The 24,257-nt window shown below is 71.4% G+C and carries 22 protein-coding genes and 1 tRNA gene; 9 read left to right on the top strand and 14 right to left on the bottom strand.

The genetic code is table 11. The features are described 5' to 3' along the window. Nucleotides 1–34 precede the first annotated feature (34 nt). Together ACGFIG_RS13430 and ACGFIG_RS13425 are read left to right on the top strand one after the other, a co-directional pair. Nucleotides 35–568, top strand: coding sequence for a PadR family transcriptional regulator (locus ACGFIG_RS13430; protein WP_393002398.1), 534 nt, complete (start codon nt 35–37; stop codon nt 566–568). Beyond that, on the top strand, nt 552–1,181 hold the full coding sequence (locus ACGFIG_RS13425) for a GyrI-like domain-containing protein (protein ID WP_393002396.1): 630 nt from the start codon (nt 552–554) through the stop codon (nt 1,179–1,181). Before ACGFIG_RS13430 ends, ACGFIG_RS13425 begins: the two co-directional genes overlap by 17 nt. A gap of 159 nt (nt 1,182–1,340) precedes the next feature. On the opposite strand, the gene rpsA is transcribed toward ACGFIG_RS13425, so the two are convergent. Next, complete coding sequence (gene rpsA / locus ACGFIG_RS13420; RefSeq protein WP_334561457.1) at nt 1,341–2,834, bottom strand: 30S ribosomal protein S1; 1,494 nt, start codon at nt 2,832–2,834, stop codon at nt 1,341–1,343. A 399-nt stretch (nt 2,835–3,233) separates the two neighbouring features. Between rpsA and ACGFIG_RS13415 the strand changes: the two genes are divergently transcribed. From ACGFIG_RS13415 to ACGFIG_RS13405, 3 genes are all read left to right on the top strand, one after another. Then, nucleotides 3,234–4,037: a class I SAM-dependent methyltransferase gene (locus ACGFIG_RS13415; RefSeq protein WP_393002394.1), complete on the top strand. Its 804-nt coding sequence runs from the start codon at nt 3,234–3,236 to the stop codon at nt 4,035–4,037. A gap of 83 nt (nt 4,038–4,120) precedes the next feature. Continuing rightward, nucleotides 4,121–4,342 carry a DUF2945 domain-containing protein gene (locus tag ACGFIG_RS13410; RefSeq protein WP_393002392.1) on the top strand — a complete coding sequence of 74 codons (222 nt, stop codon included), beginning with the start codon at nt 4,121–4,123 and terminating at the stop codon, nt 4,340–4,342. After that, entirely contained in the window at nt 4,329–4,760 is a 432-nt protein-coding gene (locus tag ACGFIG_RS13405) for a DUF3140 domain-containing protein (protein ID WP_393002390.1), read from the top strand. Before ACGFIG_RS13410 ends, ACGFIG_RS13405 begins: the two co-directional genes overlap by 14 nt. A gap of 49 nt (nt 4,761–4,809) precedes the next feature. Here ACGFIG_RS13405 and polA read toward each other — a convergent pair whose 3' ends face one another. The 11 genes from polA to ACGFIG_RS13350 form a co-directional block, all read right to left on the bottom strand. Continuing rightward, nucleotides 4,810–7,509 (bottom strand): DNA polymerase I, encoded by a 2,700-nt coding sequence (polA, locus tag ACGFIG_RS13400; protein WP_393002388.1) that lies wholly within the window; start codon nt 7,507–7,509, stop codon nt 4,810–4,812. A gap of 209 nt (nt 7,510–7,718) precedes the next feature. Beyond that, complete coding sequence (locus ACGFIG_RS13395) at nt 7,719–8,471, bottom strand: amino acid ABC transporter ATP-binding protein (protein WP_393002927.1); 753 nt, start codon at nt 8,469–8,471, stop codon at nt 7,719–7,721. 50 nt (nt 8,472–8,521) lie between these two features. Further along, nucleotides 8,522–9,502 (bottom strand): amino acid ABC transporter permease, encoded by a 981-nt coding sequence (locus ACGFIG_RS13390; protein WP_393002386.1) that lies wholly within the window; start codon nt 9,500–9,502, stop codon nt 8,522–8,524. 2 nt (nt 9,503–9,504) lie between these two features. Then, a complete protein-coding gene (locus ACGFIG_RS13385) occupies nt 9,505–10,416 on the bottom strand; it encodes an ABC transporter substrate-binding protein (protein WP_393002384.1) in 912 nt (303 codons plus the stop codon). 33 nt (nt 10,417–10,449) lie between these two features. Then, entirely contained in the window at nt 10,450–11,160 is a 711-nt protein-coding gene (locus ACGFIG_RS13380; RefSeq protein WP_393002382.1) for an ABC transporter ATP-binding protein, read from the bottom strand. After that, entirely contained in the window at nt 11,150–11,995 is an 846-nt protein-coding gene (locus tag ACGFIG_RS13375; RefSeq protein WP_393002380.1) for an ABC transporter ATP-binding protein, read from the bottom strand. The genes ACGFIG_RS13380 and ACGFIG_RS13375 overlap by 11 nt, the downstream gene beginning before the upstream one ends. Beyond that, the gene (locus ACGFIG_RS13370; RefSeq protein ID WP_357563217.1) at nt 11,988–13,097 is read right to left on the bottom strand and encodes a branched-chain amino acid ABC transporter permease; all 1,110 of its coding nucleotides are present in this window, start codon (nt 13,095–13,097) and stop codon (nt 11,988–11,990) included. Before ACGFIG_RS13370 ends, ACGFIG_RS13375 begins: the two co-directional genes overlap by 8 nt. Beyond that, nucleotides 13,094–14,044 carry a branched-chain amino acid ABC transporter permease gene (locus ACGFIG_RS13365; RefSeq protein WP_393002378.1) on the bottom strand — a complete coding sequence of 317 codons (951 nt, stop codon included), beginning with the start codon at nt 14,042–14,044 and terminating at the stop codon, nt 13,094–13,096. Before ACGFIG_RS13365 ends, ACGFIG_RS13370 begins: the two co-directional genes overlap by 4 nt. A gap of 107 nt (nt 14,045–14,151) precedes the next feature. Then, on the bottom strand, nt 14,152–15,306 hold the full coding sequence (locus ACGFIG_RS13360) for a branched-chain amino acid ABC transporter substrate-binding protein (protein ID WP_393002376.1): 1,155 nt from the start codon (nt 15,304–15,306) through the stop codon (nt 14,152–14,154). Between the two features lie 259 nt (nt 15,307–15,565). Next, on the bottom strand, nt 15,566–16,732 hold the full coding sequence (locus ACGFIG_RS13355; protein WP_393002374.1) for a hypothetical protein: 1,167 nt from the start codon (nt 16,730–16,732) through the stop codon (nt 15,566–15,568). Between the two features lie 81 nt (nt 16,733–16,813). After that, entirely contained in the window at nt 16,814–17,434 is a 621-nt protein-coding gene (locus tag ACGFIG_RS13350; RefSeq protein WP_393002372.1) for an ANTAR domain-containing response regulator, read from the bottom strand. A gap of 104 nt (nt 17,435–17,538) precedes the next feature. Between ACGFIG_RS13350 and ACGFIG_RS13345 the strand changes: the two genes are divergently transcribed. Together ACGFIG_RS13345 and ACGFIG_RS13340 are read left to right on the top strand one after the other, a co-directional pair. Further along, nucleotides 17,539–17,611, top strand: a tRNA-Leu gene (locus ACGFIG_RS13345). Between the two features lie 35 nt (nt 17,612–17,646). Next, nucleotides 17,647–18,396 carry a helix-turn-helix domain-containing protein gene (locus ACGFIG_RS13340; RefSeq protein WP_393002370.1) on the top strand — a complete coding sequence of 250 codons (750 nt, stop codon included), beginning with the start codon at nt 17,647–17,649 and terminating at the stop codon, nt 18,394–18,396. 211 nt (nt 18,397–18,607) lie between these two features. Here the strand turns inward: ACGFIG_RS13340 and ACGFIG_RS13335 are convergent, their stop codons facing one another. Next, on the bottom strand, nt 18,608–19,786 hold the full coding sequence (locus ACGFIG_RS13335) for a trans-sulfuration enzyme family protein (RefSeq protein ID WP_393002368.1): 1,179 nt from the start codon (nt 19,784–19,786) through the stop codon (nt 18,608–18,610). A gap of 83 nt (nt 19,787–19,869) precedes the next feature. On the opposite strand from ACGFIG_RS13335, the gene ACGFIG_RS13330 reads away from it, so the two are divergent. Together ACGFIG_RS13330 and ACGFIG_RS13325 are read left to right on the top strand one after the other, a co-directional pair. Beyond that, a complete protein-coding gene (locus ACGFIG_RS13330; RefSeq protein WP_393002366.1) occupies nt 19,870–20,349 on the top strand; it encodes an Lrp/AsnC family transcriptional regulator in 480 nt (159 codons plus the stop codon). Nucleotides 20,350–20,416: 67 nt separating this feature from the next. Continuing rightward, nucleotides 20,417–21,427: an LLM class flavin-dependent oxidoreductase gene (locus ACGFIG_RS13325; protein WP_393002925.1), complete on the top strand. Its 1,011-nt coding sequence runs from the start codon at nt 20,417–20,419 to the stop codon at nt 21,425–21,427. Between the two features lie 224 nt (nt 21,428–21,651). Here ACGFIG_RS13325 and ACGFIG_RS13320 read toward each other — a convergent pair whose 3' ends face one another. Then, nucleotides 21,652–23,922, bottom strand: coding sequence for a cellulose binding domain-containing protein (locus ACGFIG_RS13320; RefSeq protein WP_393002364.1), 2,271 nt, complete (start codon nt 23,920–23,922; stop codon nt 21,652–21,654). Nucleotides 23,923–24,257 lie beyond the last annotated feature (335 nt).

Below are 24,257 nucleotides of genomic sequence, written 5' to 3'. Positions count from 1 at the left end.
GCCGCACACCCTATTCCAGCACTAGAATAGCGGCGTGGAGCTGACCCCCGCCGAGTTGACCGTGCTGGGCCTGCTCGTCGAGCGCGCCCGGCACGGCTACGACCTGGAGCAGGTGATCGAGCAACGCGGCATCCGGCAGTGGTCCGACGTCGGGTTCTCCTCGATCTACTACCTGCTCGGCAAGCTGGAGAAGCGGGGTCTGGTCCACGTCCCCGAGGCGCCCGCCGCCGCGAAGTCCCGCCGCGTCTTCCACGCCACCGCCGAGGGCCGGGAGGTCGCGGCGCGTACGGCGCTGGCCCTCATCGCGCAACCGCAGCCGGTCCGGCATCCGCTCCTCGTCGGCATCGCCAACCTGCCGCTGCTCTCCGACCGCGAGTACGCGACGGCGCTGCGCACCCGGCTGGCGCGGGTCGAGGAGCGCATCGGGTCGGTCCGGGCGGCCCAGCAGGCGCAGGGCCCCCTCCCGCGAGCGGCGCGCGAGGTGTTCTCGTACGCACTGAGCCTCCTGGAGGCGGAAAGGCAGTGGCTCGCCGCCCGAGCCCAGGTGCCCGATGACCCAGAAGACTGACTTCAAGAAGTCCCTCGACGCCTACCGGGCCGAACGGGACCGGTTCCGGATCGTGGAGCTGCCCGACACGCAGTACCTGATGATCGACGGCCACGGCGATCCGAACACCTCGCCGGCGTTCAGCGACGCCGTCGAGACCCTCTACCCGGTGGCCTACAAGATGAAGTTCGCCAGCAGGAACGAGTTGGGGCGCGACTACGTCGTGCCGCCCCTGGAGGGCCTGTGGTGGGCCGACGAGATGGACTCCTTCACCACCGGACGCGACAAGTCACGGTGGCACTGGACGTTGATGATCATGGTGCCGGACTGGGTCGGCCGGGACACGTTCACCGCCGCCGTGACGCAGGCCGGCGCCCGCAACCGCCCGTCGCGTATCGACGACATCCGGCTGGAGACGCTCTCGGAGGGGCGGTGCGTGCAGACGCTGCACGTCGGTTCGTTCGACGACGAAGCCGGGGTGCTGGCGCGGCTGCACCACGAGTTCGTGCCGGGCAACGGGCTGCGGATGGTCGGCCGGCACCACGAGATCTACCTCAGCGACTTCCGCAGGGTCGCACCCGAGCGGCGACGCACCATCCTGAGGCAGCCGGTCGCCGACGCATCGCGCGCCTAGGAACGCGAGCCACGCGCCGCCGGTCGCCGACGCATCGCGCGACTGGGAAGGCGAGCCTCGCGCGACTGGGAAGGCGAGCCTCGCAGCCCAGGAAAGCGGCGGGCCCCGCCCCCGGCGATCTCGCGATCGCGGGGACGGGGCCCGTCGTCGTTCAGCGGGTCACTTGCCGCCGGCGAGCTTCTCCCGCAGAGCGGCGAGCGCCTCGTCGGTGGCCAGGGTGCCGGCCGGCTCCTCGGCCTGGCGGCTCGGGGCCGCGCTGGTCGAGGTGGTGGTGCCACCACCGGTGACGGCCGGAGCCGGGTTGGCAGCGGCCTCGGCGTCGGCGGCCCGGGAGGTCTGCACCTGCTTGGTGTGGGCCTCCCAGCGCTGACGCGCCTCGGCGTACTGGTTCTCCCAGGTCTCGCGCTGCTTGTCGTACCCCTCGAGCCACTCGCCCGTCTCCGGGTCGAAGCCCTCCGGGTAGATGTAGTTGCCCTCGGCGTCGTACGTCGCGGCCATGCCGTAGAGGGTCGGGTCGAAGTGCTCCTCGCCCTCGACGAAGCCCTCGTTGGCCTGCTTGAGCGACAGCGAGATCCGGCGGCGCTCCAGGTCGATGTCGATGACCTTGACCATGACCTCGGAGCCGACCTGGACGACCTGCTCCGGGATCTCCACGTGGCGCTCGGCCAGCTCGGAGATGTGGACCAGGCCCTCGATGCCGTCGTCCACCCGGACGAAGGCGCCGAACGGCACCAGCTTGGTGACCTTACCCGGCACGATCTGCTGGATCGCGTGGGTGCGGGCGAACTGCCGCCACGGGTCCTCCTGCGTCGCCTTCAGCGACAGCGAGACCCGCTCGCGGTCCAGGTCGACGTCCAGGACCTCGACCTCGACCTCCTGGCCCACCTCGACGACCTCGGACGGGTGGTCGATGTGCTTCCAGGACAGCTCGGAGACGTGCACCAGGCCGTCCACGCCGCCCAGGTCGACGAACGCGCCGAAGTTGACGATCGAGGACACGACGCCCTTGCGGACCTGGCCCTTCTGCAGCTTGTTGAGGAACTCGGTGCGCACCTCGGACTGCGTCTGCTCCAGCCAGGCCCGGCGGGACAGGACCACGTTGTTGCGGTTCTTGTCCAGCTCGATGATCTTGGCCTCGAGCTCGCGGCCGACGTACGGCTGCAGGTCACGCACCCGACGCATCTCGACCAGGGAGGCGGGCAGGAAGCCGCGCAGCCCGATGTCGAGGATGAGGCCACCCTTGACCACCTCGATGACCGAGCCGCGGACGACGCCGTCCTCGTCCTTGATCTTCTCGATGGTGCCCCAGGCCCGCTCGTACTGCGCCCGCTTCTTGGAGAGGATCAGACGCCCCTCCTTGTCCTCCTTCTGGAGGACCAGGGCCTCGATGTGGTCACCAACCGAAACGACCTCGGCCGGGTCCACGTCGTGCTTGATCGACAACTCCCGAGAGGGGATGACACCCTCGGTCTTGTAGCCGATGTCGAGCAGGACCTCGTCCCGATCGACCTTGACGACGGTGCCTTCGACAATGTCGCCGTCGTTGAAGTACTTGATGGTCTCGTCGATCGCGGCGAGGAAAGCCTCCTCGGAACCGAGATCGTCGTGGGTGACCCGGGTGGCGCTCGAGGGGGCCTCGATGCTGCTCGTCATGTGGGCGGTTGCTCCGGTCGGATGGTGTGTCACAGCAGGCTGGTGTGTCGCGGTGACCTGTTCGCGCCAGCGGATCCGTCGCCGGGCACACCGAAGAGATCATCGCGTGAGATCATGGATGTGGCTCCGCCAGTGGTCCCGGAGACCGCGCACCTGCTCCCTGCCGAGGCACACGATCCGCGGACGCACCGTCTAGCCTACCCGCTGCATTACCACAGCGTGCAAGGCCTCCCGCTCTCTCGGCACCTCGTGGGCCGAGAAAGCGGAGATATCACCAGGAAGCCGTCTCAGGTGTCGCCTCCGTCACAGGAGCATCAGGGGGAAACCGTAGCGCCGCACGCCGCGCGCCGCACCCCGGGGGTCGGCCGGCCCGGGGCACGACCGGGCTAGCGTGGGCGGGTGGATGACGACAGCCGGGTGACCCGGCGCCGGGTCGGCGACGCCGAGGCCCGCCGGGCGAACCGCCGTTGGTGGGACGCCGACGCCGACGACTACCAGGCCGAGCACGGCCGTTTCCTCGGCGACCTGGACTTCGTCTGGTGCCCCGAGGGCGTGCGGGAGGCCGACGTACGGCTGCTGGGCGACCTGGCCGGGCGGCGGGTGCTGGAGCTGGGCTGCGGGGCCGCCGCCGCCGCGCGCTGGCTCGCCACCCGCGACGCCCGGCCCGTCGCCCTCGACCTGTCCGCCGGGATGCTGCGGCACGCGGCGCAGGCGGCCGCCCGCACCGGCGTACGCGTGCCGCTCGTGCAGGCCGACGCGCTGGCGCTGCCCTTCGCCGACGCCGCCTTCGACACGGCCTGCACGGCGTTCGGCGCGATCCCGTTCGTGGCCGACTCGGCGGCGGTCATGCGCGAGGTGTTCCGGGTGCTGCGCCCCGGCGGCCGGTGGGTCTTCTCGGTGACCCACCCGATGCGATGGATCTTCCTCGACGACCCCGGCCCGGGCGGGCTGACCGCCGTGCACTCGTACTTCGACCGCTCCCCCTACGTCGAACAGGACGAGGCCGGTGAGGCCACCTACGTCGAGCAGCACCGCACGGTCGGCGACCGGGTGCGGGAGATCGTGGGCGCCGGGTTCCGCCTGGTCGACCTGGTGGAGCCGGAGTGGCCCGAGGGGCACGAGGAGATCTGGGGGCAGTGGAGCCCGCTGCGCGGCCGCCTCTTCCCCGGCACCGCCATCTTCGTCGCGGAGAAGCCCGCCTGACCGGTGCGCCGCCCGCCACGACCGGCGGGTCGCGCCGGGTCGCTGAGTCGTTTTCGACCGGCGACCCCGGGTAACCGCCCGGCATGGCCGAGCAGAACGAGTTCCGCAAGGGCGACCACGTCTCCTGGGCCAGCCACAGCGGCCGGGCGTACGGCGTGGTGCGGGAGAAGATCACCGAACGGACGCACGTGCGCGGGCACGCCGTGAACGCGTCCCCGGACGCCCCGCAGTACCGCATCCGCAACGACGACTCGGGACGGGACGTCGCGCACCGACCGGAGGTGCTACGCCGTGAAGAGGGATGACGAGGACCGGGACACCTACCGGGAGTTCACCGAGGCCGTGAACATGAAGCCGGGCGAGCTGTCGAAGTGGCTGGAGACCGACGAGTCGAAGCACGTCGGCTGGCGGAAGAAGGGCACCGGGGGCGGCGAGTCGGTCGGGCACGAGTCCGGCCGGAAGATCATCAACCTGCTGCGCCGCAAGCGCGGCGAGCTCTCCGAGGGCGACTACAAGCACATGCGCAAGGTTGTCGGCTACGTACGCCGGCACATGGCGCAGCGCCCCTCGGGCGACGTCCGCGACACGAAGTGGCGCTGGTCGCTGATGAACTGGGGCCACGACCCCCTGAAGGCCCCGCTGCCGGCCCCCGGCGGCCGGTCCCGCCAGGCCCTGCAACGGCACGGCGCCCCGCCGAAGGAGCGCCGCGGGCCGGGACGGTGAGCCGCCGGCGGCGACTGCCGTGCGCCGGCCCGTGGCGATGACGCGCGCGTCAGTGGTCGGCGCTGTTCCAGTCGCGCCCCTCGCCCACGGAGACCTCCAGCGGCACCGAGAGCGGGTGCGCCGCGCCCATCTCGCGGCGCACCAGCGCCTCCAGGCTCTCCCGCTCGCCCGGGGCGACCTCGAAGACCAGTTCGTCGTGCACCTGCAACAGCATGCGTGAGCGCAGGCCCGCCTCGCGCAGGGCGGTGTCGACGTGCAGCATGGCGACCTTGATGATGTCGGCCGCCGAGCCCTGGATGGGGGCGTTGAGCGCCATCCGCTCGGCCATCTCCCGGCGCTGCCGGTTGTCGCTGACCAGGTCGGGCAGGTAACGCCGGCGGCCCAGGATGGTCGAGGTGTAGCCGTCGTGCCGGGCCCGGGCGACGACCTCCTGGAGGTAGTCGCGTACCCCGCCGAATCCGGCGAAGTAGTCCTCCATCAGCCCGCGCGCCTCCTCGGCGGTGATCCCGAGCTGCTGGGAGAGGCCGAACGCGCTCAGCCCGTACGCCAGGCCGTAGTTCATCGCCTTGATCTTGCGCCGCTGGTCGGCGGTGACCTCGCCGACCGGCACCCCGAAGACCGACGAGGCCGTGGCGGCGTGGAAGTCGGCGCCGGAGTTGAACGCCTCGATGAGCGCGTCGTCCGACGACAGGTGCGCCATGATCCGCATCTCGATCTGGCTGTAGTCGGCGGTGAGCAGGCAGTCGTAGCCCTCCCCCACCACGAAGGCGCGGCGGATACGGCGGCCCTCCTCGGTGCGGATCGGGATGTTCTGCAGGTTGGGCTCGGTGGAGGAGAGCCGGCCGGTGGCCGCCACCGTCTGGTTGAAGGTGGTGTGGATGCGGCCGTCGTCGGAGACCGACTTGAGCAGCCCGTCGACGGTCGTCTTGAGCTTCGCCACGTCCCGGTGACGCAGCAGGTGCGCCAGCACGGGGTGCGGGTTCTGCGCGTACAGCCACTGGAGGGCGTCGGCGTCGGTGGTGTAGCCGGTCTTGATCTTCTTGGTCTTGGGCAGGCCCAGCTCGCCGAAGAGGATCTCCTGCAACTGCTTCGGCGAACCGAGGTTGAACTCCCGGCCGACCGCCGCGTACGCGCCCTGGGCGGCGGCCTTCACCTCGGCGGCGAAGTGCGCCTCCAACTCGGAGAGGTAGTGGGTGTCGGCGGCGATGCCGGTGCGCTCCATGGCGGCGAGCACCCGCATCAGCGGCAGCTCCACCCCGGCCATCAGCCGCGTCGACTGCTCGCCGTCGCGGGACAGCTCGGCGTCGATCGCGTCGGCCAGGTCGAGGGTGGCCCGGGCCTGGAGCATGAGGTTCTGCTCCGCCTCGCCGTCGTTGCCGAGCCCCTCCAGGGTGAGCTGGCCGGTCTCCGGTGCGTCGACCCGCAGCTCGCGGTGCAGGTAGCGCAGGGCCAGGTCGGTCAGGTCGTAGGAGCGCTGGTCGGGGCGGGCCAGGTAGGCGGCGATCTGGGTGTCGCGGAGGATGCCCTCCAGGCTCCAGCCGTGCGCGGCGAACGCCAGCACCGCCGGCTTGCTGTCGTGCAGCACCTTGGGCCGCCCGGCGTCGGCCAGCCAGGCCGCCAGGGCCGCCTCGTCGGTCGCCTCCAGGGTGGCGGGGTCGAACCACGCCGCGGCGCCGTCGGCGGTGGCCAGCGCCAGCCCGGTCACCGAGGCGGTGTGCCGGCGGTTGGGACCCGTGTCGAGCTTCGCCGCCACGCCCACCGGGGTGCCGGCGGGCGCGTGCGTCTCCAGCCAGCCGGCGAGCGAGCCGGGCGCGGTGAGCACCTCGCCGGTCAGGTCGAACCCGGACTCGGCCTCCGGCTCCACCGCCTCCAGGTACTGGTAGAGCCGGTCGCGCAGGATCCGGAACTCGAGGGTGTCGAAGACCTGGTGGACGGCCTCGCGGTCCCACCCCTCCCAGCGCGTGTCCTCGGGGCGCAGCGGCAGCTCCAGGTCGGAGACGAGGCAGTTGATCTCGTAGTTGCGGATCACGTCGGCGAGCCGCTCGCGCAGGCTGTCGCCGGCCTTGCCCTTGATCTCGTCGGCGCGGGCGACGACGCCGTCGACCCCGCCGTAGAGGTTGATCCACTTCGCGGCGGTCTTCGGGCCGACCCCCGGGACGCCGGGCAGGTTGTCGCTGGTCTCGCCGACCAGGGCGGCCAGGTCGCGGTAGCGCTGCGGGGCGACGCCGTACTTCGCCTCGATCGCCGCCGGGTCCATCCGGGCCAGGTCGGAGACGCCCTTGCGCGGGTAGAGCACGGTGACGTTCTCGCCGACGAGCTGGAAGGCGTCCCGGTCGCCGGTGCTGATCAGCACCGACATGCCCTGGTCGCGGGCCTGGCAGGCGAGGGTCGCGATGATGTCGTCGGCCTCGTAGCCCTCCTTCTCCACCACCGGGATGCGCAGGGCGGCGAGGACCTCCTTGACCAGGCTGACCTGGCCCTTGAAGTCGGTCGGGGTCTCGCTGCGGCCGGCCTTGTACTCCGCGTACTTCTCCGTGCGGAAGGAGCGGCGGGAGACGTCGAAGGCGACCACGATGTGCGTCGGCTGCTCGTCGCGCAGCACGTTGATCAGCATGGACGTGAAGCCGTAGACGGCGTTGGTCGGCTGCCCCGTCGTGGTGGAGAAGTTCTCCACCGGCAGGGCGAAGAACGCCCGGTATGCCATGGAATGTCCGTCGACGAGGAGCAGGCGCGGCGTCGTAGCTGTCACGGCAGCGACTCTAGCCGCCCGCTCCGACACTCCGGGACACCGGCACGGGCGCGGCCGACCCGGACGTTGCCGGCACGGGCACGGTCACGACGGCTCGTCGGCACGGACGCGACCGCGACTGACGACACCGGCACGGACGGCGGCCGGCGCGGACGTCACCGGTACGGCTGCCGGCGCGGCCCGGGCGGGGACCGCGCCGGCCGCCCGCCTCAGAGCACCTTGGCCAGGAACGCCTTCGTCCGCTCGTGCCGGGGGTTGGCGATCACCTCGCGGGGCACGCCGGACTCGACCACGACGCCACCGTCCATGAAGACCAGCGAGTCGCCGACCTCGCGGGCGAAGCCGATCTCGTGGGTGACCACGATCATCGTCATGCCGTCGCGGGCCAGGTCCTTCATCACGTCGAGCACCTCGCCGACCAGCTCGGGGTCGAGCGCGCTGGTGGGCTCGTCGAAGAGCATCAGCTTCGGCCGCATCGCCAACGCCCGGGCGATCGCCACCCGCTGCTGCTGCCCGCCGGAGAGCTGGCTGGGGTAGTTGCCGAGCTTGTCGCCCAGCCCCACCCGCTCCAGCAGCGCGGCGGCCCGTTCCCGGGCGGCGGACTTCTTCTCCCGGCCCAGCAGCACGGGCGCCTCGACGACGTTCTCCAGGGCCGTCATGTGCGGGAAGAGGTTGAACCGCTGGAACACCATGCCGATCGCCCGCCGCTGGGCGGCGACGTCGGACTCCCGCATCTCGTGCAGCTTGCCGCCGCGCTCGCGGTAGCCGATCAGGTCGCCGTCCACCCAGATCCGGCCTGCGTTGATCTTCTCCAGGTGGTTGATGCAGCGCAGGAACGTCGACTTGCCGGAGCCGGAAGGGCCCAGCAGGCAGCACACCTCGCCGCTGCGGACCTCCAGGTCGATGCCCTTGAGCACCTCGATCGACCCGAACGACTTGTGCGCCTGCTCGGCCCGGACCATCAGCCCGGGCTGCACCGCCTTGTCAGCCGGTGCCGGCACCGTCAGCTCGGTCATGCGCCGTCCACCTTCCCGGTCGTGCCGCCGCTCTCCGCCGTGATCGCCCGCAGCCTCGTCTTCGCCCGGCCGCTGCGCCCGACGCCCTTGGAGAAGTGCCGCTCCAGGTAGTACTGCCCGACCAGCAGGACGCTGGTCAGCAGCAGGTACCAGATGGTCGCCGCGACCAGCATCGGGAAGACCTGGAAGGTCCGGCTGCCGACGGCTCTGAGCTGGAAGAACAGCTCCATCGAGACCGGCACGAAGGCCACCAGCGAGGTGTCCTTGAGCATGGCGATGGTCTCGTTGCCGGTCGGCGGAACGATCACCCGCATGGCCTGCGGCAGCACGATGCGGCGCAGGATCTGCCCCCGCCGCATGCCCAGCGCCTGGGCGGCCTCGGTCTGGCCCTCGTCGACCGACTGGATGCCGGCCCGGACGATCTCCGCCATGTAGGCGGCCTCGGACAGGCCCAGCGCCAGCATGCCGGCGACGAACCCGGTGAGGATGTCCACCGCGGAGAAGCCGAACAGCCGCGCCTCGAAGTCGTCGACCCCGAACAGGGCGCCGATCTGCCGGTCGAAGGGCAGCCCGAACTCGATGCGCGCCCAGAGGATGCCCAGGTTGCCGAAGAGGATCGCCAGCACCAGCCGGGGCACCGCCCGGAAGAACCAGGTGTACGCCCAGGCGACGCCACGCAGGACCGGGTTCTCCGACAGCCGCATGATGGCGATGACGATGCCCAGCCCGATGCCGATCACCATGGCGGTCACCAGCAGCGCGATGCTGCCGCGTACCCCCTCGATGATCGGCGGACGGAACATCTCGTCGATCATGAACGACCAGTTGAACGCCTTGTTCGTCACCAGCAGGTGCACGAACATGGCCACCAGCACCCCGATCACGCCGACGGCGACCCACCGCCCGGGATGCCGCACGGGCACGGCGCGGATGGGTTCCGGCCGTGCCCGTTCGGGTGTGTCAGTTTTGACCGACATGGTCAGCTGGTCGGGTTCAGCGCCGGGGTCGTGATGGCACCGCCCTCGACGCCCCACTTCTTGAGCGCGCCCTCGTACGTGCCGTCGGCGATGACCGCCGCGACGGCCTCCTTGAGCACCTCGGCGAACGCGGCCTGGTCCTTCTTCACCGCGTAGCCGTACGGGGCCGACTCGTAGATGTCGCCGAGCAGCTCCAGCTGGCCGCTGCTCTGCTTCACCGCGTACGCGCCGACCGGGGAGTCGGCCAGCATGGCGTCGTCCTTGCCGCTGACCACGGCGGCGGTGGCGTCGCTCTGCGCCTGGTACTGGTCGATGGTGATCGCCGGCTTGCCGGCGTCGGTGCACTTCTTCGACCGGGCGGTGATGTCGTCGAGCTGCACGGTGCCGACCTGCACGGCGATCTTCTTGCCGCAGGCGTCGTTCGGGTCGACCTTGGCCGGGTTGCCCGACTTGGTCGCCCACTGGGTGCCGGCGGAGAAGTAGCTGACCATGTTGACGGTCTTCATCCGCTCGGCGTTGATGGTGAACGACGAGACGCCGACCTCGTACTTGCCCGAGTCGACGCCCGGCAGGATCGCGTCGAACGGCGCCGACTCGTACTCGGCCTTGAGGCCGAGCTTCTGCGCGACCGCGTTGAACAGCTCGATGTCGAAGCCGACGACCGTCTTGCCGTCGGCGTCGAGGAACTCCGCCGGGGCGTACGTCGAGTCGGTGCCGACCTTGATCACGCCGTCGGCCTTGATGGCGTCGGGCACCTTCGCGGCCAGCGCCGAGTCGGCGGCGGCGGTGACGCTGGGGCCGGCGCCGGGCTGCTCGGTGCTCTCCTTCTCGCCGCAGCCGGCCAGCGAGAGGGCCAGCAGCGCGGCGCCGGTGACGCCGAGGGCGGCCCGGCGGCCACCACTGATGAGGAACATGGGGTACTCCTTGCGATGAGGGGTGACGGTCGGTCAGGCCACGCCGAGGTAGGCCTCTTTGACCGCCGGGTCGTGCAGCAGTTCGGCGCCGGTGCCGCTCTTGACGATCCGGCCGGTCTCCAGCACGTACGCCCGGTGGGCCCGGGCCAGCGCCTGCTGGGCGTTCTGCTCGACCAGCAGGACGGTGGTGCCCTGTTGGTTGATCTCGACGATGATGTCGAAGATCTGCTGGATCAGCATCGGCGCCAGACCCATCGAGGGCTCGTCGAGCAGCAGCAGCTTCGGCCGGCTCATCAGCGCCCGCCCGACGGCCAGCATCTGCTGCTCGCCGCCGGAGAGCGTGCCGCCCTGCTGCTTGCGCCGCTCGGCCAGGCGCGGGAAGAGCCCCAGCACCCGGTCGAGGTCCTGGGCGATGCCGGCCCGGTCACGCCGCGTGTACGCGCCCATGTCCAGGTTCTCCAGCACCGTCATGCCCGGGAAGATCCCCCGGCCCTCGGGTGCCTGGCACAGCCCGCGGCGGACCCGCAGGTCCGCCCGGAGCTTGGTGATGTCCTCACCGTCGAACCGGATGCTGCCGCTGGCGACCGGCCGGATCCCGGAGATCGCCCGCATCGTCGTCGACTTGCCGGCGCCGTTGGCACCGATCAGGGCGACGATCTCACCCTCGTCCACCGTCAGGCTGATGCCGTGCAGCGCCTGGATCCGCCCGTAGAGCAGGCTCACATCGTCGATCTCAAGCAGCATCGTCCGGCACCCCCAGGTACGCCGCGATCACCTTCGGGTTGTCCCGCACCTCGGCGGGCAGCCCCTCGGCGATCTTCTTTCCGAACTCCAGCACCACGATCCGGTCGGTGACGCCCATGACCAGGCGCATGTCGTGCTCGATGAGCAGCACGGTCACCCCGGTGTCCCGGATCTGCCGGATGAGCTGGAGCAGTTCCTCCTTCTCGGCCGGGTTGAAGCCGGCGGCCGGCTCGTCCAGGCAGAGCAGCACGGGGTCGGTGGCCAGCGCGCGGGCGATCTCGAGGCGCCGCTGCTCACCGTAGGAGAGGTTGCGGGCGAACTCGTGCATCCGCTTGCGGATGCCGACGAACTCCAGCAGGCGCTCGGCCTTCTCCCGACTCGCGCGCTCCTCCTTCCAGTACCGCGGCAGGCGGAACAGCGCGGAGATGACGCTCGTCTTGTTGTGCGCGTCCGTGCCCACCAGGACGTTCTCCAGCGCCGTCATCTCCGGGAAGAGGCGGATGTTCTGGAACGTCCGCGCCATGCCCATCTTGGTGATGTGGTGCCGCTTCTTGCCGCTGATCTTCTGGCCACGGAACCGGATCTGCCCCTCGCTGGGCTGGTAGATGCCGGTCATGGCGTTGAAGCAGGTCGTCTTGCCGGCGCCGTTCGGGCCGATCAGACCGAGGATCTCCCCCTTGTAGAGGGTGAAGTCCACCTCGTTCAGAGCCACCACGCCGCCGAAGCGCAGCGTGACGTTGTCGACCTCCAGCAGCGGCTCCCGGGTGGGCACCGCCTCCACGGCCGGCGCCCCGGCCTGCGCCGGAACGGCCGGCGTCTGCTCGGTGTCACTCACCGACGGTCACCTCCTTGCGGCGATCCTTGAACTCCGCCGCACGTCGTCGGTTGGGGATCAGACCCTCCGGCCGGAAGATCATCATGACCACCAGCACCAGGCCGAAGAACAGGAACCGGTACTCGTACAGCTCGACGCCGAACAGCTCGATGCCGCGGAACCGCTCGATCATGTACGCCACCAGGCCGCCACCGACGATCGCGCCGACGATGTTGCCGGAGCCACCGAAGATGACCGCGGCCAGGATGATGATCGAGTTCAGCAGCTCGAAGTTCTGCGAGTTGACGAAGTTCTGTTTACCGGCGAACAACGCGCCGGCCAGGCCGGCGATCGCGGCACCGGCGGCGAACGCCCACAGCTTGAACTTGAACGTCGGCACGCCCATGAGCTGCGCGGCGTCCTCGTCCTCCCGGATGGAGATCCAGGCGCGCCCGACCCGGCTGTGCGTCAGGTTCCGCACCCCGATGACCACCAGGATGATCACCGTGAGCACCAGCCAGTAGTACGGCCGGGCGTCGAGCACGCCGAAGACCGGCTTGCCGTCGGCGTACTGGCCGGGCGGGTGCGGGATCTGGTTGAAGCCCCGCTGCCCCTTGAGGAACTCCGAGCTGACCGCGCCGATCCGGATCATCTCGGCGAAGCCGAGCGTCACCAGCGCCAGGTAGTCGCCCCGCAGCCGCAGGGTCGGCGTACCGAGCATCACGCCGGAGACCATCGTCAGGGCGATCGCCACCGGCACCGCCAGCAGCCACGGCCACAGCGTCTTGAGGTCGCTGCTCGGCGAGGTCAGCACCGCCACGGTGTACGCGCCGACGGCGAAGAAGCCGAAGTAGCCGAGGTCGAGCAGGCCGGCGAAGCCGACCACGATGTTCAGACCGACGGCCAGCAGCACGTAGATCGAGACGGTGAACATCACCTGCGTGAAGTTCGCACCGGGGGTCGGGATCGGCCCGAGGTACTGGTAGAACTCCTTGTTCGGCAGGGCGTAGAAGAACACGATCACCGCGGCCAGCAGCGCCCAGCGCACCCAACGCGGCGCGCCGCGCCACCGTTCGCCGGCAGCCTCGCGGCCGGAGCGCACCTTCTCCAAGACGGTCGTCATGCCCGTGCCCTCCCCAGCGACTCACCCAGCAGACCGGTCGGCCGGAACATCAGCAGCACCACCAGCAGCGCGAAGGCCGCGAAGTCCTTCCACTGCGTGCCGAACAGGCCGGAGGCGTAGTTCTCGACCACGCCGAGCAGCAGGCCGCCGAGGAGCGCACCGCGCAGGTTGCCGATGCCGCCGAGCACCGCCGCGGTGAACGCCTTGAGGCCGAGCAGGAAGCCGACGCTGTAGGTGAGGGTCTGGATCCGTACGTCATAGAGCAGGCCGGCGACGCCGGCCATGCTGCCGCCGGCGATGAAGACCATGAGGATGATCCGGTCCTTGTTCACGCCCATCAGCGCGGCGGTGTTGGCGTCCTGGGCGACCGCCCGGATGCCGCGACCGACCCGGCTGCGGTTGATGAACAGGTCCAGCGCGATCATCATCGCCAGCGCCGCACCGATGGTCAGCAGCTGGACGGCGTCGATCGGCACGCCGGCGATCTCGAACAGCGGCTTGGAGCTGACCAGCTGGGGGGCGCCCTCGGGGCGGCGGCGCGTCCAGATGCCGAACGCCTCGGAGATCGCGATGGACGCACCGATGGCGGTGATCAGGAAGGCCAGCGGCGGCGCGTTGCGCTTACGCAGCGGCCGGTACGCCACCCGCTCGATCACCGTCGCCGTGCCGGCGGAGGCGATCGCCGCGACGATCATCGCCACCAGCAGGTAGAACATGATCGAGCCGATGCCGCTGACCTGCGAGTTCTGGTCGAGCCCGAAACCGTTCCAGGTCCAGATCGCGGCGAACGCGCCGGCGATGAAGACCTCGGAGTGGGCGAAGTTGATGAGTTTCAGCACGCCGTATACCAGCGTGTAGCCCAGCGCGACCAGGGCGTAGATCGCACCCTGCGTCAGGCCGGTCGTGGTGAGTTCTCCGAAGTTGGAGAACAGTCCGTCGAAGTTCAAGGGAGGGACGCTCCATCAGGGTCTGGAGAGAAAAATGGGGTGCGGCCGGGAGCGAGCTCCCGGCCGCACCCGCGATCACTACTCAATCGCTGTGGCAGCGACCGGCGTCAGGACTTCGGGATCTCCTGGTCCGGAACGACCTTGCCGCCGACGACCTTGAAGGCCCAGACCTTGACCTGCGCCGGGTCGAGCTCGCCGCCCTCGACGAACTTGTAGCTCGCCGCGACGCCCTCGCCGCTGTAGCCCTTCACGAACTCCAGCAGACCCTCACGGGTGGTCTTGCCAGCCTTGATGCCGGCGAGCAGGATGTTCGCCGCGTCGTAGGCCGTGTCGCTGTAGGTGCCCGGGTCGGCACCGTTGAGCGCCTTGTACTCCTCGACGAAGGTGCCCCGCGCCTCGGCGGCCGGCTGGCACGGGCAGGTGAGGATGGTGCCCTCGGCCGCCGCCGCACCCGCGGAGGTGATGTACGCGGCGTCGTTCACGCCGTCGCCGGCGATCAGCGGAGCGGTGACCCCGGCAGCGGTGAGCTGCTTACGGATCAGGCCGGCCTCCTGGTAGTAGCCGCCGAAGAAGATCGCCTTGACGTTCGCGGCCTTGACCTTGGTGACCACCGCCGAGAACTCGACCTGCTTGCCCTCGCCCTGGACCTTGTCCGAGCCGACGACCGCCGGGCCGAGCAGCTTCTTGACCTCGTCGGCCAGGCCGGCGCCGTACGCGGACTGGTCGTCGATGACGAAGACCTTGTCGGCCTTCAGCACGTTCTTGATGTAGTTGCCGGCCGCCGGGCCCTGGCTGAAGTCGTTGCCGACCGCGCGGAAGAAGGTCTTCCAGCCCTGCTCCGAGAGGCTCGGGCGGGTCGCGGAGGGGGTGATGGTGACGAGGCCGGCCTCGTTGAAGAGCGGACCGGCGGCCTCCGACTCACCCGAGTAGGCGGGGCCGACGATGCCGAGGATCTTCGCGTCGTCGATGGCCTTCTGCGCCAGCTGCGGGGCCTGGTCCGGGCTGCCCTGCGAGTCCAGCGGGACCAGCTCGACCTTGCAGTCGGCGTTCTCCTTGTTGTACTTGTCGACCGCCAGCTTGACGCCGTTGTTCTCGTTGATGCCCAGCGCCGCCGACGGACCGGTCAGCGCGCCGAAGAACGCGATCTTGTTGCCACAGGCGTCTCCGGACGCCGTGTCGTCGCTGCTGGAGCATGCCGTGCCGCCGGCGACGAGCGCCAGCATGGCGACCCCACCGATAACGCGCGCGAGCTTCTGCCTCAAGGCCCGAACCCTCCTCCGTCCAATGGTCCGAACCACCCGCTGCCGATTGGCCCTTGCGGGGGCGGACGAACCAGACCGTCGTCGCCGGTCTGGGGCCGGACGCTATCCCACCTTTCAGCTGTGACGAAAGCCCCAGGGGAGCGGGTTGATCGAACCGTTACACGGCGTGGCGGATCCGAAACGATCGCTGTAAGAACCGTCGGCGGCGCAAGCCCTCCGCCTTCGTTTCGTCGGTAACGGCCCGAACCTCGTCCGCCCCCTACCGATCGATGGCCGAAAACACGACTGACCAGGCACGGGACGTCCCACCGTCGTCGGACACCAACAGCAGTCGATCACCCTGCGAGGCGACCGCCACGGCGGTGTTCCCCCCATCCGGCACAGTGGCAGGCATGACCATCAGTCGCCATGAATCCCCCGAATCGGCAGAGAGCCACAGTCCGTGACCACCACCGTCCCCGGTCACCGCCACCAACTCACGCCCGGCCGGCACCAGGGCGTCGACTGAGGAGACCCCGGGCCCGGGCGCGCCGAAGCCGCCGACCCGGCGCCACTCGTCGCCCACCAGCCGCCAGGCCCCGAACCCGTCGCGTACCGGACCGACCGTCACCACCGCACCGTCGACCGACGCCACCCGCTGCGCCTGGCCCCGCCCGTCCGGCACCGGCAGCGCCACCCGCCGCCAGGCCCGCCCGTCAGCCGAACTCCAGGCCAGGGGCGCCAGCGCCGTCGCGCCGGGCGGCAGTACCGCCCCCACCACCCACCAGCCCGACGGCACGGCCACCGCGTCGTACGCGACCGTCCGGCCGCGCCCGTCGCCGGCCAGCTCCGCGACGCCCTCCCGGATCGTGAACCGCTCGCCGTCCGTCGACGCCCAGACCGCCGCCCCGTCGACCCGCGCCCCCGCGATCAGCCAGCCGGCCGGGCCCGCCGCCAGCCGCGCCACGCTCACCGCGCGCGGGCCGGCGTACAGCTCGAAGTGCGCGGGCGCCTCCCGCAACTGGCCGCCCGCCGACAGTGACCAGGTGCCCGTGCGCGGGTTGCCGTGCGCGCCGCCGTTCTTCGCCCCGAGCGCCGCCAGCCGCCCGTCCCGGCACGCCGCCGCGTAGAGCACGTGCTGGCGGCCGTAGTGGCTCGACGGGGAGACCGGCAGCGCCGTCCACGACACGCCGTCCGCGCTGCGCCAGGCCGCCGGCCGGGTCTCCCCCGCCGCGTCGGCCAGCCCGCCGACCACGTACCACGCGCCGGCGCAGGCCACGGCGTCGCGCAACAGGAGCCGGCCGGGGGCGCCGGGCGGCGCCGGCAGGGTCAGCGACTGCCACTGTGGGCGCAGCGGCTCGTCGGCCGGCTCCGCCGGGGCCCGGTCACAGCCGGCCAGCAGCACCGCGAGGACACCGAGCACCGCCACCAGCCGCCGGGTCCACATGGATCAGATGTTATCGATCAACCGGTCCCGCGAGGAGCCCTCGCGACGCTTCCGGGCGTGTCGCGCCGCCCCGGTGCCGCCTCAGGAGGTGGGCTGGGCGACCTCGCCGCCGGCGGTCTCGGCGAGGATCCGCTCGGCGACCTCCTTCATGGTCATCCGGTGGTCCATCGCCGTGCGCTGGATCCACTTGAACGCCTGCGGCTCGCTCATCCCGTACGTCGTCATCAGCGCGCCCTTGGCGCGCTCGACCGTCTTGCGGATCTCCAGCCGGTCGGTCAGCCCCGCGACCTCCGCCTCCAGGGCGGCGACCTCCGCGTAGCGCGACAGCGCGATCTCCACCGCCGGGACCAGGTCGCTCTTCTGGAAGGGCTTCACGAGGTACGCCATCGCGCCGGCCGCCCGGGCCCGCTCCACCAGGTCACGCTGGCTGAACGCGGTCAGGATGATCACCGGGGCGATCCGGGCGCCCGCGATCCGCTCGGCGGCGGCCAGACCGTCCATGATCGGCATCTTGATGTCGAGGATGACCAGGTCCGGCTTGAGCTCCTCGGCCAGCCGGACGGCGGTCTCCCCGTCACCGGCCTCGCCGACGACCTCGTACCCCTCCTCGACGAGCATCTCCGCGAGGTCCAGCCGGATGAGCGCCTCGTCCTCGGCGATCAGAACGCGCCTGCGCTCGACGTCCGTCTGCGTCTCGGCCACGAGCCACTCCCACCAGTCTTTGCTCGACACCCGCGATGCCGGGTGTCGCCGCCCTTAGCGTAGTGGGTAACCTATGTGGCGCCGCCACAGCATTGGGCGACGACGTCCCCGTATTCCAATGGCAGAGAAGCGGAGCTCAAACCTCCGACAGTGTGGGTTCGAATCCCACCGGGGACACCGGAACTGTCGTACGGGCGTACGAGACTCGTCCTGTGCACGCACCGGAGATACGCGCCCGAGCCCTCAGGGTCCACCTCGGCGGCGCAACCATCGCCGAGGCCGCCCGGGCCGTCGGTCTTTCCTACCGCACCGTCTGGGAGTGGTGCCGCGAGCGGCCGCAACCGCTGGTTCGAGGCACGGCAGAGCGCTGTTTCCGCTGCCGTCGCGACGACGGATATCCGACAGACCCACCGGCCTACAGCTACCTGTTGGGCCTCTACCTGGGTGACGGGTACCTGGTCACCAGCGCGCGGGTGCCGGTCTTGAGGATCTCCTGCGGCGACGCGTGGCCCGGGTTGATCGACGCCTGCGACTCCGCCATGCGTGCGGTGCTGGCGACCAAGGTCCAGCGCGTTGCACAACAGGGCTGCGTGAGTGTGCGGAGCTACGGCAAACACTGGCCGTGCCTGTTCCCGCAGCACGGTCCCGGCAAGAAGCACGAGCGTCAGATCGCCCTCGCCGATTGGCAGAGGAGGATCGTCACCGCCCACCCCGGGGCCTTCCTGCGGGGTCTGTTCCACTCCGACGGCTGCCGGTTCAGCAATCGGGTGACAGTGCGCGGCAAGGGCTACGTCTACCCGCGCTACATGTTCACCAACGAGTCGGCCGACATCATGAGCCTCTGCCAGTGGGCGTTGGACCTGCTCGGCATCGCCTGGCGGATGAACCGCCGCAACTCCCTCTCCGTGGCGCGCCGGGACGCCGTCGCCGCCCTCGATCGCCACGTCGGCCCGAAGTCCTGACCATGCTGCCCGGTCGGCTCCCACGGGTGGAACGCCACGGGTGTCACCGGGGCTCGTTGGCACCCGTGGCGTTCCACCCCCGTGCGCCACGCCGCCCGTGGCGGGGTGACTCGCGGCAACGGGGCGACCGACTCGCGGCGGCGAGGGCGGGCGACGGCGTTGGCGCAGGTAGCCGAGTTCAGCAGGGGCCGGGCGACGACGTCGGTGCGGGTCAGCCGAGTTCGGCGAGGGCCTGGGCCAGGTCGGCGCGCAGGTCCTCGGGGTCCTCCAGGCCCACGGAGACGCGCAGCAGGCCCCCGCACGGCTTGGCCTCCCCCTCGACGGGCCGGTGGGTCAGCGAGGCCGGGTGCTGGATGAGGGTGTCGACGCCGCCCAGCGACACCGCGTGGGTGATCAGCCGGCAGGCGTTCGCGACGGTGGCCGCGGCGGGGGCGCCGCCGCGTACCTCGAAGGCCAGGAGGCTGCCGGGGCCGCTCATCTGCCGTCCGACGAGCCCGGCGGGGTCACGCAGCGACGGGTGGTGCACCGCCGCGACGGCGGGGTGGGCGGCGAGCCAGGCGGCGAGTTTCTCGGCGCCGGCCTGCTGGGCGCGGACCCGCACCGGCAGGGTCTGCAGGCCGCGGTGCAGCAGGTACGCGCCGAGGGGGTGCAGGACCGCGCCGGTGAGCGCGCGCACCTGGCGCAGTCGGGCGGCCCAGTCGGCGTCGCAGGCGACCGCGCCGGCGAGGACGTCGCCGTGTCCGCCGATGCTCTTGGTGGCGCTGTGCAGCACGAGCGCGGCGCCGTGCCGGGTGGGCTGCTGGAGCACGGGCGTGGCGACGGTGTTGTCGACGAGCAGCGGCACGTCGCCGGCGGCCCGGGCGAGGGCGGCGATGTCGACGAGGTCGAGGGTGGGGTTGGCCGGGGTCTCGGCGATCACCAGGGCGGTGTCGGGCCGGACGGCGGCGGCGACCTCGTCCGCGCGGGCCCAGGTGACGGTGGTGCCGAGCAGTCCGGTGGCGAGCACGTGGTCGGTGCCGCCGTAGAGGGGGCGGACGGCGACGAGGTGCCGCTTTCCGTCCCGGGTGGCGGCGAGCAGGGTGGCCGTGAGGGCGGCCATGCCGCTGGCGAAGGCGACGGCGTCGGTGGTGCCTTCGAGGTCGGCGAGGGCGGTCTCGAAGCGGGCCACGGTGGGGTTCCAGAGGCGCTGGTAGACGGCGCTGCCGCCGGCGGGGAGGGTGCCTCCGGTCGCGAGGGCCTCGTACGCGTCGCCGCCCGCGTCGACGGACGGGAGCGGGTTGGTGGTGGAGAAGTCGATCGGCGGCACGTGGACGCCAAGGGCGGCGAGGTCGTCGCGGCCGGCGTGCACGGCTCTGGTATCCACGGTCGTCATGCGGGAAGGATCGAACATAGCGCCGACCAAGGGCAATAGTTTCGAAGATGATTCGGTGATTGCCGTTGAAGATGCGAGTTGATTCGGTGGATGATGCCTCCATGCCCCTTGCGACGAACGATGTGCGGCGGTTCGCCGACCTGGACGACACCGACCGCGCGATCCTGTCGGAGTTGGCCGCCGACGGCCGGCTGCCGAACAACGCCCTCGCCGAGCGGGTCGGCGTGGCCCCCTCGACGTGCCTGACCCGCACCCGCGCCCTGCGGGAGAGCGGGGCGATCCGCGGGTTCCACGCGGAGGTGGACCCGGCGGCGGTCGGGCTGCCGTTGCAGGCGCTGGTGTCGGTGCGGTTGACCGCGCACGAGCGGGCGGCGGTGGACGCGTTCCGGGCCCGGTCGGTGCGCCTGCCCGGCGTGGTGGCGGTGTTCCACGTGGCGGGCGCGGAGGACTACGTGCTGCACGTACGGGCGGCGTCGGCGGACGCGCTGCGGGACTTCGTGCTGGACCACCTGGCCGTGGACCCGGCGGTGCTGCACACCCAGACGAGCCTGATCTTCGAGCAGGCGCGCGGCATGGGCTGAGCGCCGGCAGGCGTGAGCCTGGTTGCGCCGGGGAACAAACCCGAGGCGGGCGGGGTTGGCCAACCGTGTGATCACCGTACCGCTGTCTGTCCTTGATCTTGCCCCCGTCGCGGCCGGCGCCACCGCCGGCGCGGCGCTGCGGCACACCACCGAGCTGGCCCGGCGCACGGAGGAGCTCGGGTACCGCCGGTTCTGGGTGGCGGAGCACCACAACATGCCGGCGATCGCGAGTTCCGCCCCGGCGGTGCTGCTCGCGCACCTGGCGGCGCACACGTCGACGATCCGGCTGGGTTCGGGCGGGGTGATGCTGCCCAACCATGCGCCGCTGGTGGTGGCCGAGCAGTTCGGCACGCTGGAGGCGCTGCACCCGGGCCGCATCGACCTGGGCATCGGCCGCGCCCCGGGCACCGACCAGGTGACCGCGCTGGCGCTGCGCCGGACGATGGAGGGGCTGTCGGCGGAGGGCTTCCCCCGGGAACTGGCGGACCTGATGAACTACTTCAGCGGCGAGCGGCCGGGGCCGATCACGGCCACCCCGGGCCTCGGCGAGCAGCCGGCGGTCTGGCTGCTCGGCTCCAGCGGGTTCAGCGCCCAGCTGGCCGGGCTGCTGGGCCTGCCGTTCTCCTTCGCGCACCACTTCAGCTCGCAGAACACGCTGCCCGCGCTGGCGCTGTACCGGCAGCACTTCCGGCCGTCGAAGTGGCTCGACGAGCCGTACGCGATGGTGGCCGTCAACGCGGTCTGCGCCGACACCGACGAGCGGGCGGAGTGGCTGGCGGGGCCGGCTGCGCTGTCGTTCCTGCGGTTGCGCTCGGGTCGGCCGGAGCCCCTGTCGACGCCGGACGAGGCGGCGGCGTACCCGTACACGGAGGCCGAGCGCGAGTTCGTCCGGCAGCGCCGCGACGGGCAGGCGACGGGCTCGCCCGAGACCGTACGGCGGCAGCTCGGCGAGTTGCTGGCGCGTACGGGCGCGGACGAGTTGATGCTGACCACGCTGGTGTACGACGTGGCCGACCGGGTGCGCTCGTACGAGTTGATCGCCGAACAGGTGGCCGGTGGCCTGCGCCGCGAGCGCTGAAACACGATCTTCACGTCGGCGTCACCGGGGCGACGCGTGGCCCGCCTAGTTTTGTCCTCGGTGGTGGTACGGCATTCCCGGTCGGGACGGGTCGGGGATGCCGCGGTGTGGGGCACCGGGCCGGAGCTGTGCGGATTCCGCGGCTGCGGCCCGGTGCCTGTTTTCACCCAACGGCCCGGTGCCTGTCTTCACCGGAGCAGCAGCACCGGTCGGCCGGTCCCGGGTCAGCGCAGGTGGATGTTGGGCGTCGGCGGGGCGGCCATGCCGTCGCCGAGGAAGAACCCGGGGTGCGGGGGCTGGTTGTAGGCGGTGTTCTGCCAGGCGACCGCGACCCGGTACTGCGGGTCGTGCATGAGCGTGTGGATCCTGGTGCCGGTGGGCGTGGGCGTGCTGTAGATCCGCAGGGCGCGGCTGTCGCTGGTGCGCCAGACGACCTCCTCCCGCCAGTCGCCGAACAGGTCGGCGGAGAGCGCCGGGGTCGACTTGGTGCCGTTGTTCGCCGCCACGTCGCTGCCGGTCAGCAGGCGGGTGTCGCCGCCGGTGCCGTACTTGTCGACGCGGGTGGCGTCGAGCAGTTCCCGGACGGGGTCGCCGTCCCACCAGACGAGGAAGTTCGCCGAGGACGGCCTGCGCCCGACGACGGCTCCGGTGCTGCTGTAGAGGTCCGTCATGTGGGTGCCGGCGCCCCAGAACTCGGCACCGGGACTGCCGGCGTGGACGTCGGCGGCGACGGCCCGGCCGGGGCCCTCGGCGCCCCCGTTGTTCGGCCGCTGCCAGAGGACCTGCCCGGTGCGGGCGTCGTGCAGGTCGGCCGCCGGCTGGTTGCCGGACTCGTGGATCGTGAAGACCTCCAGGCCGGTCCGGCCGGGGACGAGGTCGCCGACGTGCAGGGCGTCGCCGTGGCCGAACCCGGTGGCGTACATCAGGCGGCCGTCGTCGTTGATGGTGGCGGAGCCGTACACGATCTCCTGCCGGCCGTCGGCGTCGACGTCGGCGACGGAGAGGTTGTGGTTGCCCTGGCCGGCGGCGGCGCCGTTGCCGGAGGCGTTGGAGTCGAAGGTCCACCGCTTGCGCAGGGTGCCGTCGCGGAAGTCCCAGGCCGCCACGACCGCCCGCGTGTAGTAGCCGCGGGCCATCACCAGGGAGGGGCGCTGCCCGTCGAGGTAGGCGGTGGCGGCGAGGAAGCGGTCCACCCGGTTGCCGTAGCTGTCACCCCAGGAGGAGACCGTGCCGCGCGGCGGGTCGTAGTCGACGGTGGAGAGGATCGCGCCGGTACGTCCGTCGAACATGGTCAGGTACTCGGGGCCGGCGAGGACGTACCCGCTGGAGTTGCGGTGGTCGGCGGTGGCGGAGCCGATGACCTGGCCGGTGCCGGAGCGGGTGCCGTCGGCGGTCTTCATGGCCACCTCGGCGCGGCCGTCGCCGTCGTAGTCGTACACCTGGAACTGGGTGTAGTGGGCCCCGGCGCGGATGTTGCGGCCCAGGTCGATCCGCCACAACCGGGTGCCGGTGAGGGTGTACGCGTCGACGTACACGTTGCCGGTGTAGCCGGACTGGGAGTTGTCCTTGGCGTTCGACGGCTCCCACTTGACCACGAACTCGTAGTCGCCGTCGCCGTCGAGGTCGCCCACGGAGGCGTCGTTGGCGGAGTACGTGTAGCTCTCGCCGCTGGGCGTGCTCGCGCCGGGCGGCACCTGCAACGGCACGTCGAGATGGCCGGCGGGGAACTGGAGCGCGACCGGGGACGCCGCCTGCTCGACGCCGCCGACCACGGCGCGCACGGTGTAGGTGGCGTCCGCCGCCGCGCCGCTGTCGAGGTGGTTGGTGGCGCCGGTGATCGGGCTGGCGTTGACCCTGGTCGCGCCGCGGTAGAGGTTGAAGGCGACCCCGGCGGTCTCGGTGCCGAGCAGCCGCCAGGAGACCAGGTTGCCGGAGCCGGAGCGGACGCTGACCAGCCCCCGGTCGAGGCTCTCCATCTGCACCGCCCCGGGCGGCGGCGTCGTGGGCGGCGGCGTCGTGGGCGGCGGCGTGGGCGGCGGCGGCGTGGTGGGCGCGGGGGTGCTCGGCGGCGGGGTGCTCGGGCTGCCGGTGCAGGCGGTGCCGTTGAGGGCGAAGCCGGTCGGCGACGGGTTGCTGCCGCTCCACGAGCCGTTGAAGCCGAAGGCGGTGCTCGCGCCGGTGGCGATCACCGCGTTGTGGTCGACGTTGCGGGCGGTCACCTGGGCGCCGGACTGGGTGATGACGGCGTTCCACGCCTGGGTGACCTGCTGGCCGGCGGTGTGCGACCAGGTGAGCGTCCAGCCGTTCACCGGGTCACCCAGGTTGGTCACGGTGACGTCGGCGCCGAAGCCGCCGGGCCACTGGTTGGTGATCCGATGCTCGACGCGGCAACCGGCGGCGGCCGCCGCGGCGGTGAGGGTGGGCAGCGTACCGGCGACGAGTGCGGCCGCGGCGCCCGCGGCGAGCAGCGCGACGCGGCGGGGAGTGACGGGCATGGGGGTGTCCTCCGGGGAGGTCGGGCGCGCGGCGACCGTCACCGTCGGCCTGCCCGGGCCGGCGGGAGGACACGCCGCGCTCGCGGCGGTGGTCCGAGGCCGTCGATCCGGCATCGGTGTCGACGCCGCCGGTCCGGTGCCGGCACCCCGACGCCGGTACTGCCGCGTCGGCAGTGGCGTCGGTCTTCCGGCGGGACGGCGACAAGGGGTGGCTCCGCGCACCTGTGATGCTAGGGCAAGCGCTTTCTGGGGACAATCCGTCCTCCCCGCGGCCCTGCACCCCTGCCTCGGGTGTCCCCCGTGCCGGGGCTGGCCAGGCACTTCCCTTGCCCCGG

This window comes from Micromonospora sp. NPDC049048 (genome assembly GCF_043197615.1).
GTDB lineage: Bacteria > Actinomycetota > Actinomycetes > Mycobacteriales > Micromonosporaceae > Micromonospora.
Note: the sequence above shows the minus strand (reverse complement) of the source record. Positions and strands in the feature narration are given on the sequence as shown.

Coding starts and splice junctions, on each gene's coding strand:
- ACGFIG_RS13320 (WP_393002364.1), bottom strand. CDS start 23,922: ATGCCCGTCACTCCCCGCCGCGTCGCGCTGCTCGCCGCGGGCGCCGCG.
- ACGFIG_RS13395 (WP_393002927.1), bottom strand. CDS start 8,471: ATGGTCCGGGCCGAGCAGGCGCACAAGTCGTTCGGGTCGATCGAGGTG.
- ACGFIG_RS13355 (WP_393002374.1), bottom strand. CDS start 16,732: ATGTGGACCCGGCGGCTGGTGGCGGTGCTCGGTGTCCTCGCGGTGCTG.
- ACGFIG_RS13390 (WP_393002386.1), bottom strand. CDS start 9,502: ATGTCGGTCAAAACTGACACACCCGAACGGGCACGGCCGGAACCCATC.
- ACGFIG_RS13425 (WP_393002396.1), top strand. CDS start 552: ATGACCCAGAAGACTGACTTCAAGAAGTCCCTCGACGCCTACCGGGCC.
- ACGFIG_RS13410 (WP_393002392.1), top strand. CDS start 4,121: ATGGCCGAGCAGAACGAGTTCCGCAAGGGCGACCACGTCTCCTGGGCC.
- rpsA (WP_334561457.1), bottom strand. CDS start 2,834: ATGACGAGCAGCATCGAGGCCCCCTCGAGCGCCACCCGGGTCACCCAC.
- ACGFIG_RS13330 (WP_393002366.1), top strand. CDS start 19,870: ATGCCCCTTGCGACGAACGATGTGCGGCGGTTCGCCGACCTGGACGAC.
- ACGFIG_RS13335 (WP_393002368.1), bottom strand. CDS start 19,786: ATGTTCGATCCTTCCCGCATGACGACCGTGGATACCAGAGCCGTGCAC.
- ACGFIG_RS13380 (WP_393002382.1), bottom strand. CDS start 11,160: ATGCTGCTTGAGATCGACGATGTGAGCCTGCTCTACGGGCGGATCCAG.
- ACGFIG_RS13385 (WP_393002384.1), bottom strand. CDS start 10,416: ATGTTCCTCATCAGTGGTGGCCGCCGGGCCGCCCTCGGCGTCACCGGC.
- ACGFIG_RS13370 (WP_357563217.1), bottom strand. CDS start 13,097: ATGACGACCGTCTTGGAGAAGGTGCGCTCCGGCCGCGAGGCTGCCGGC.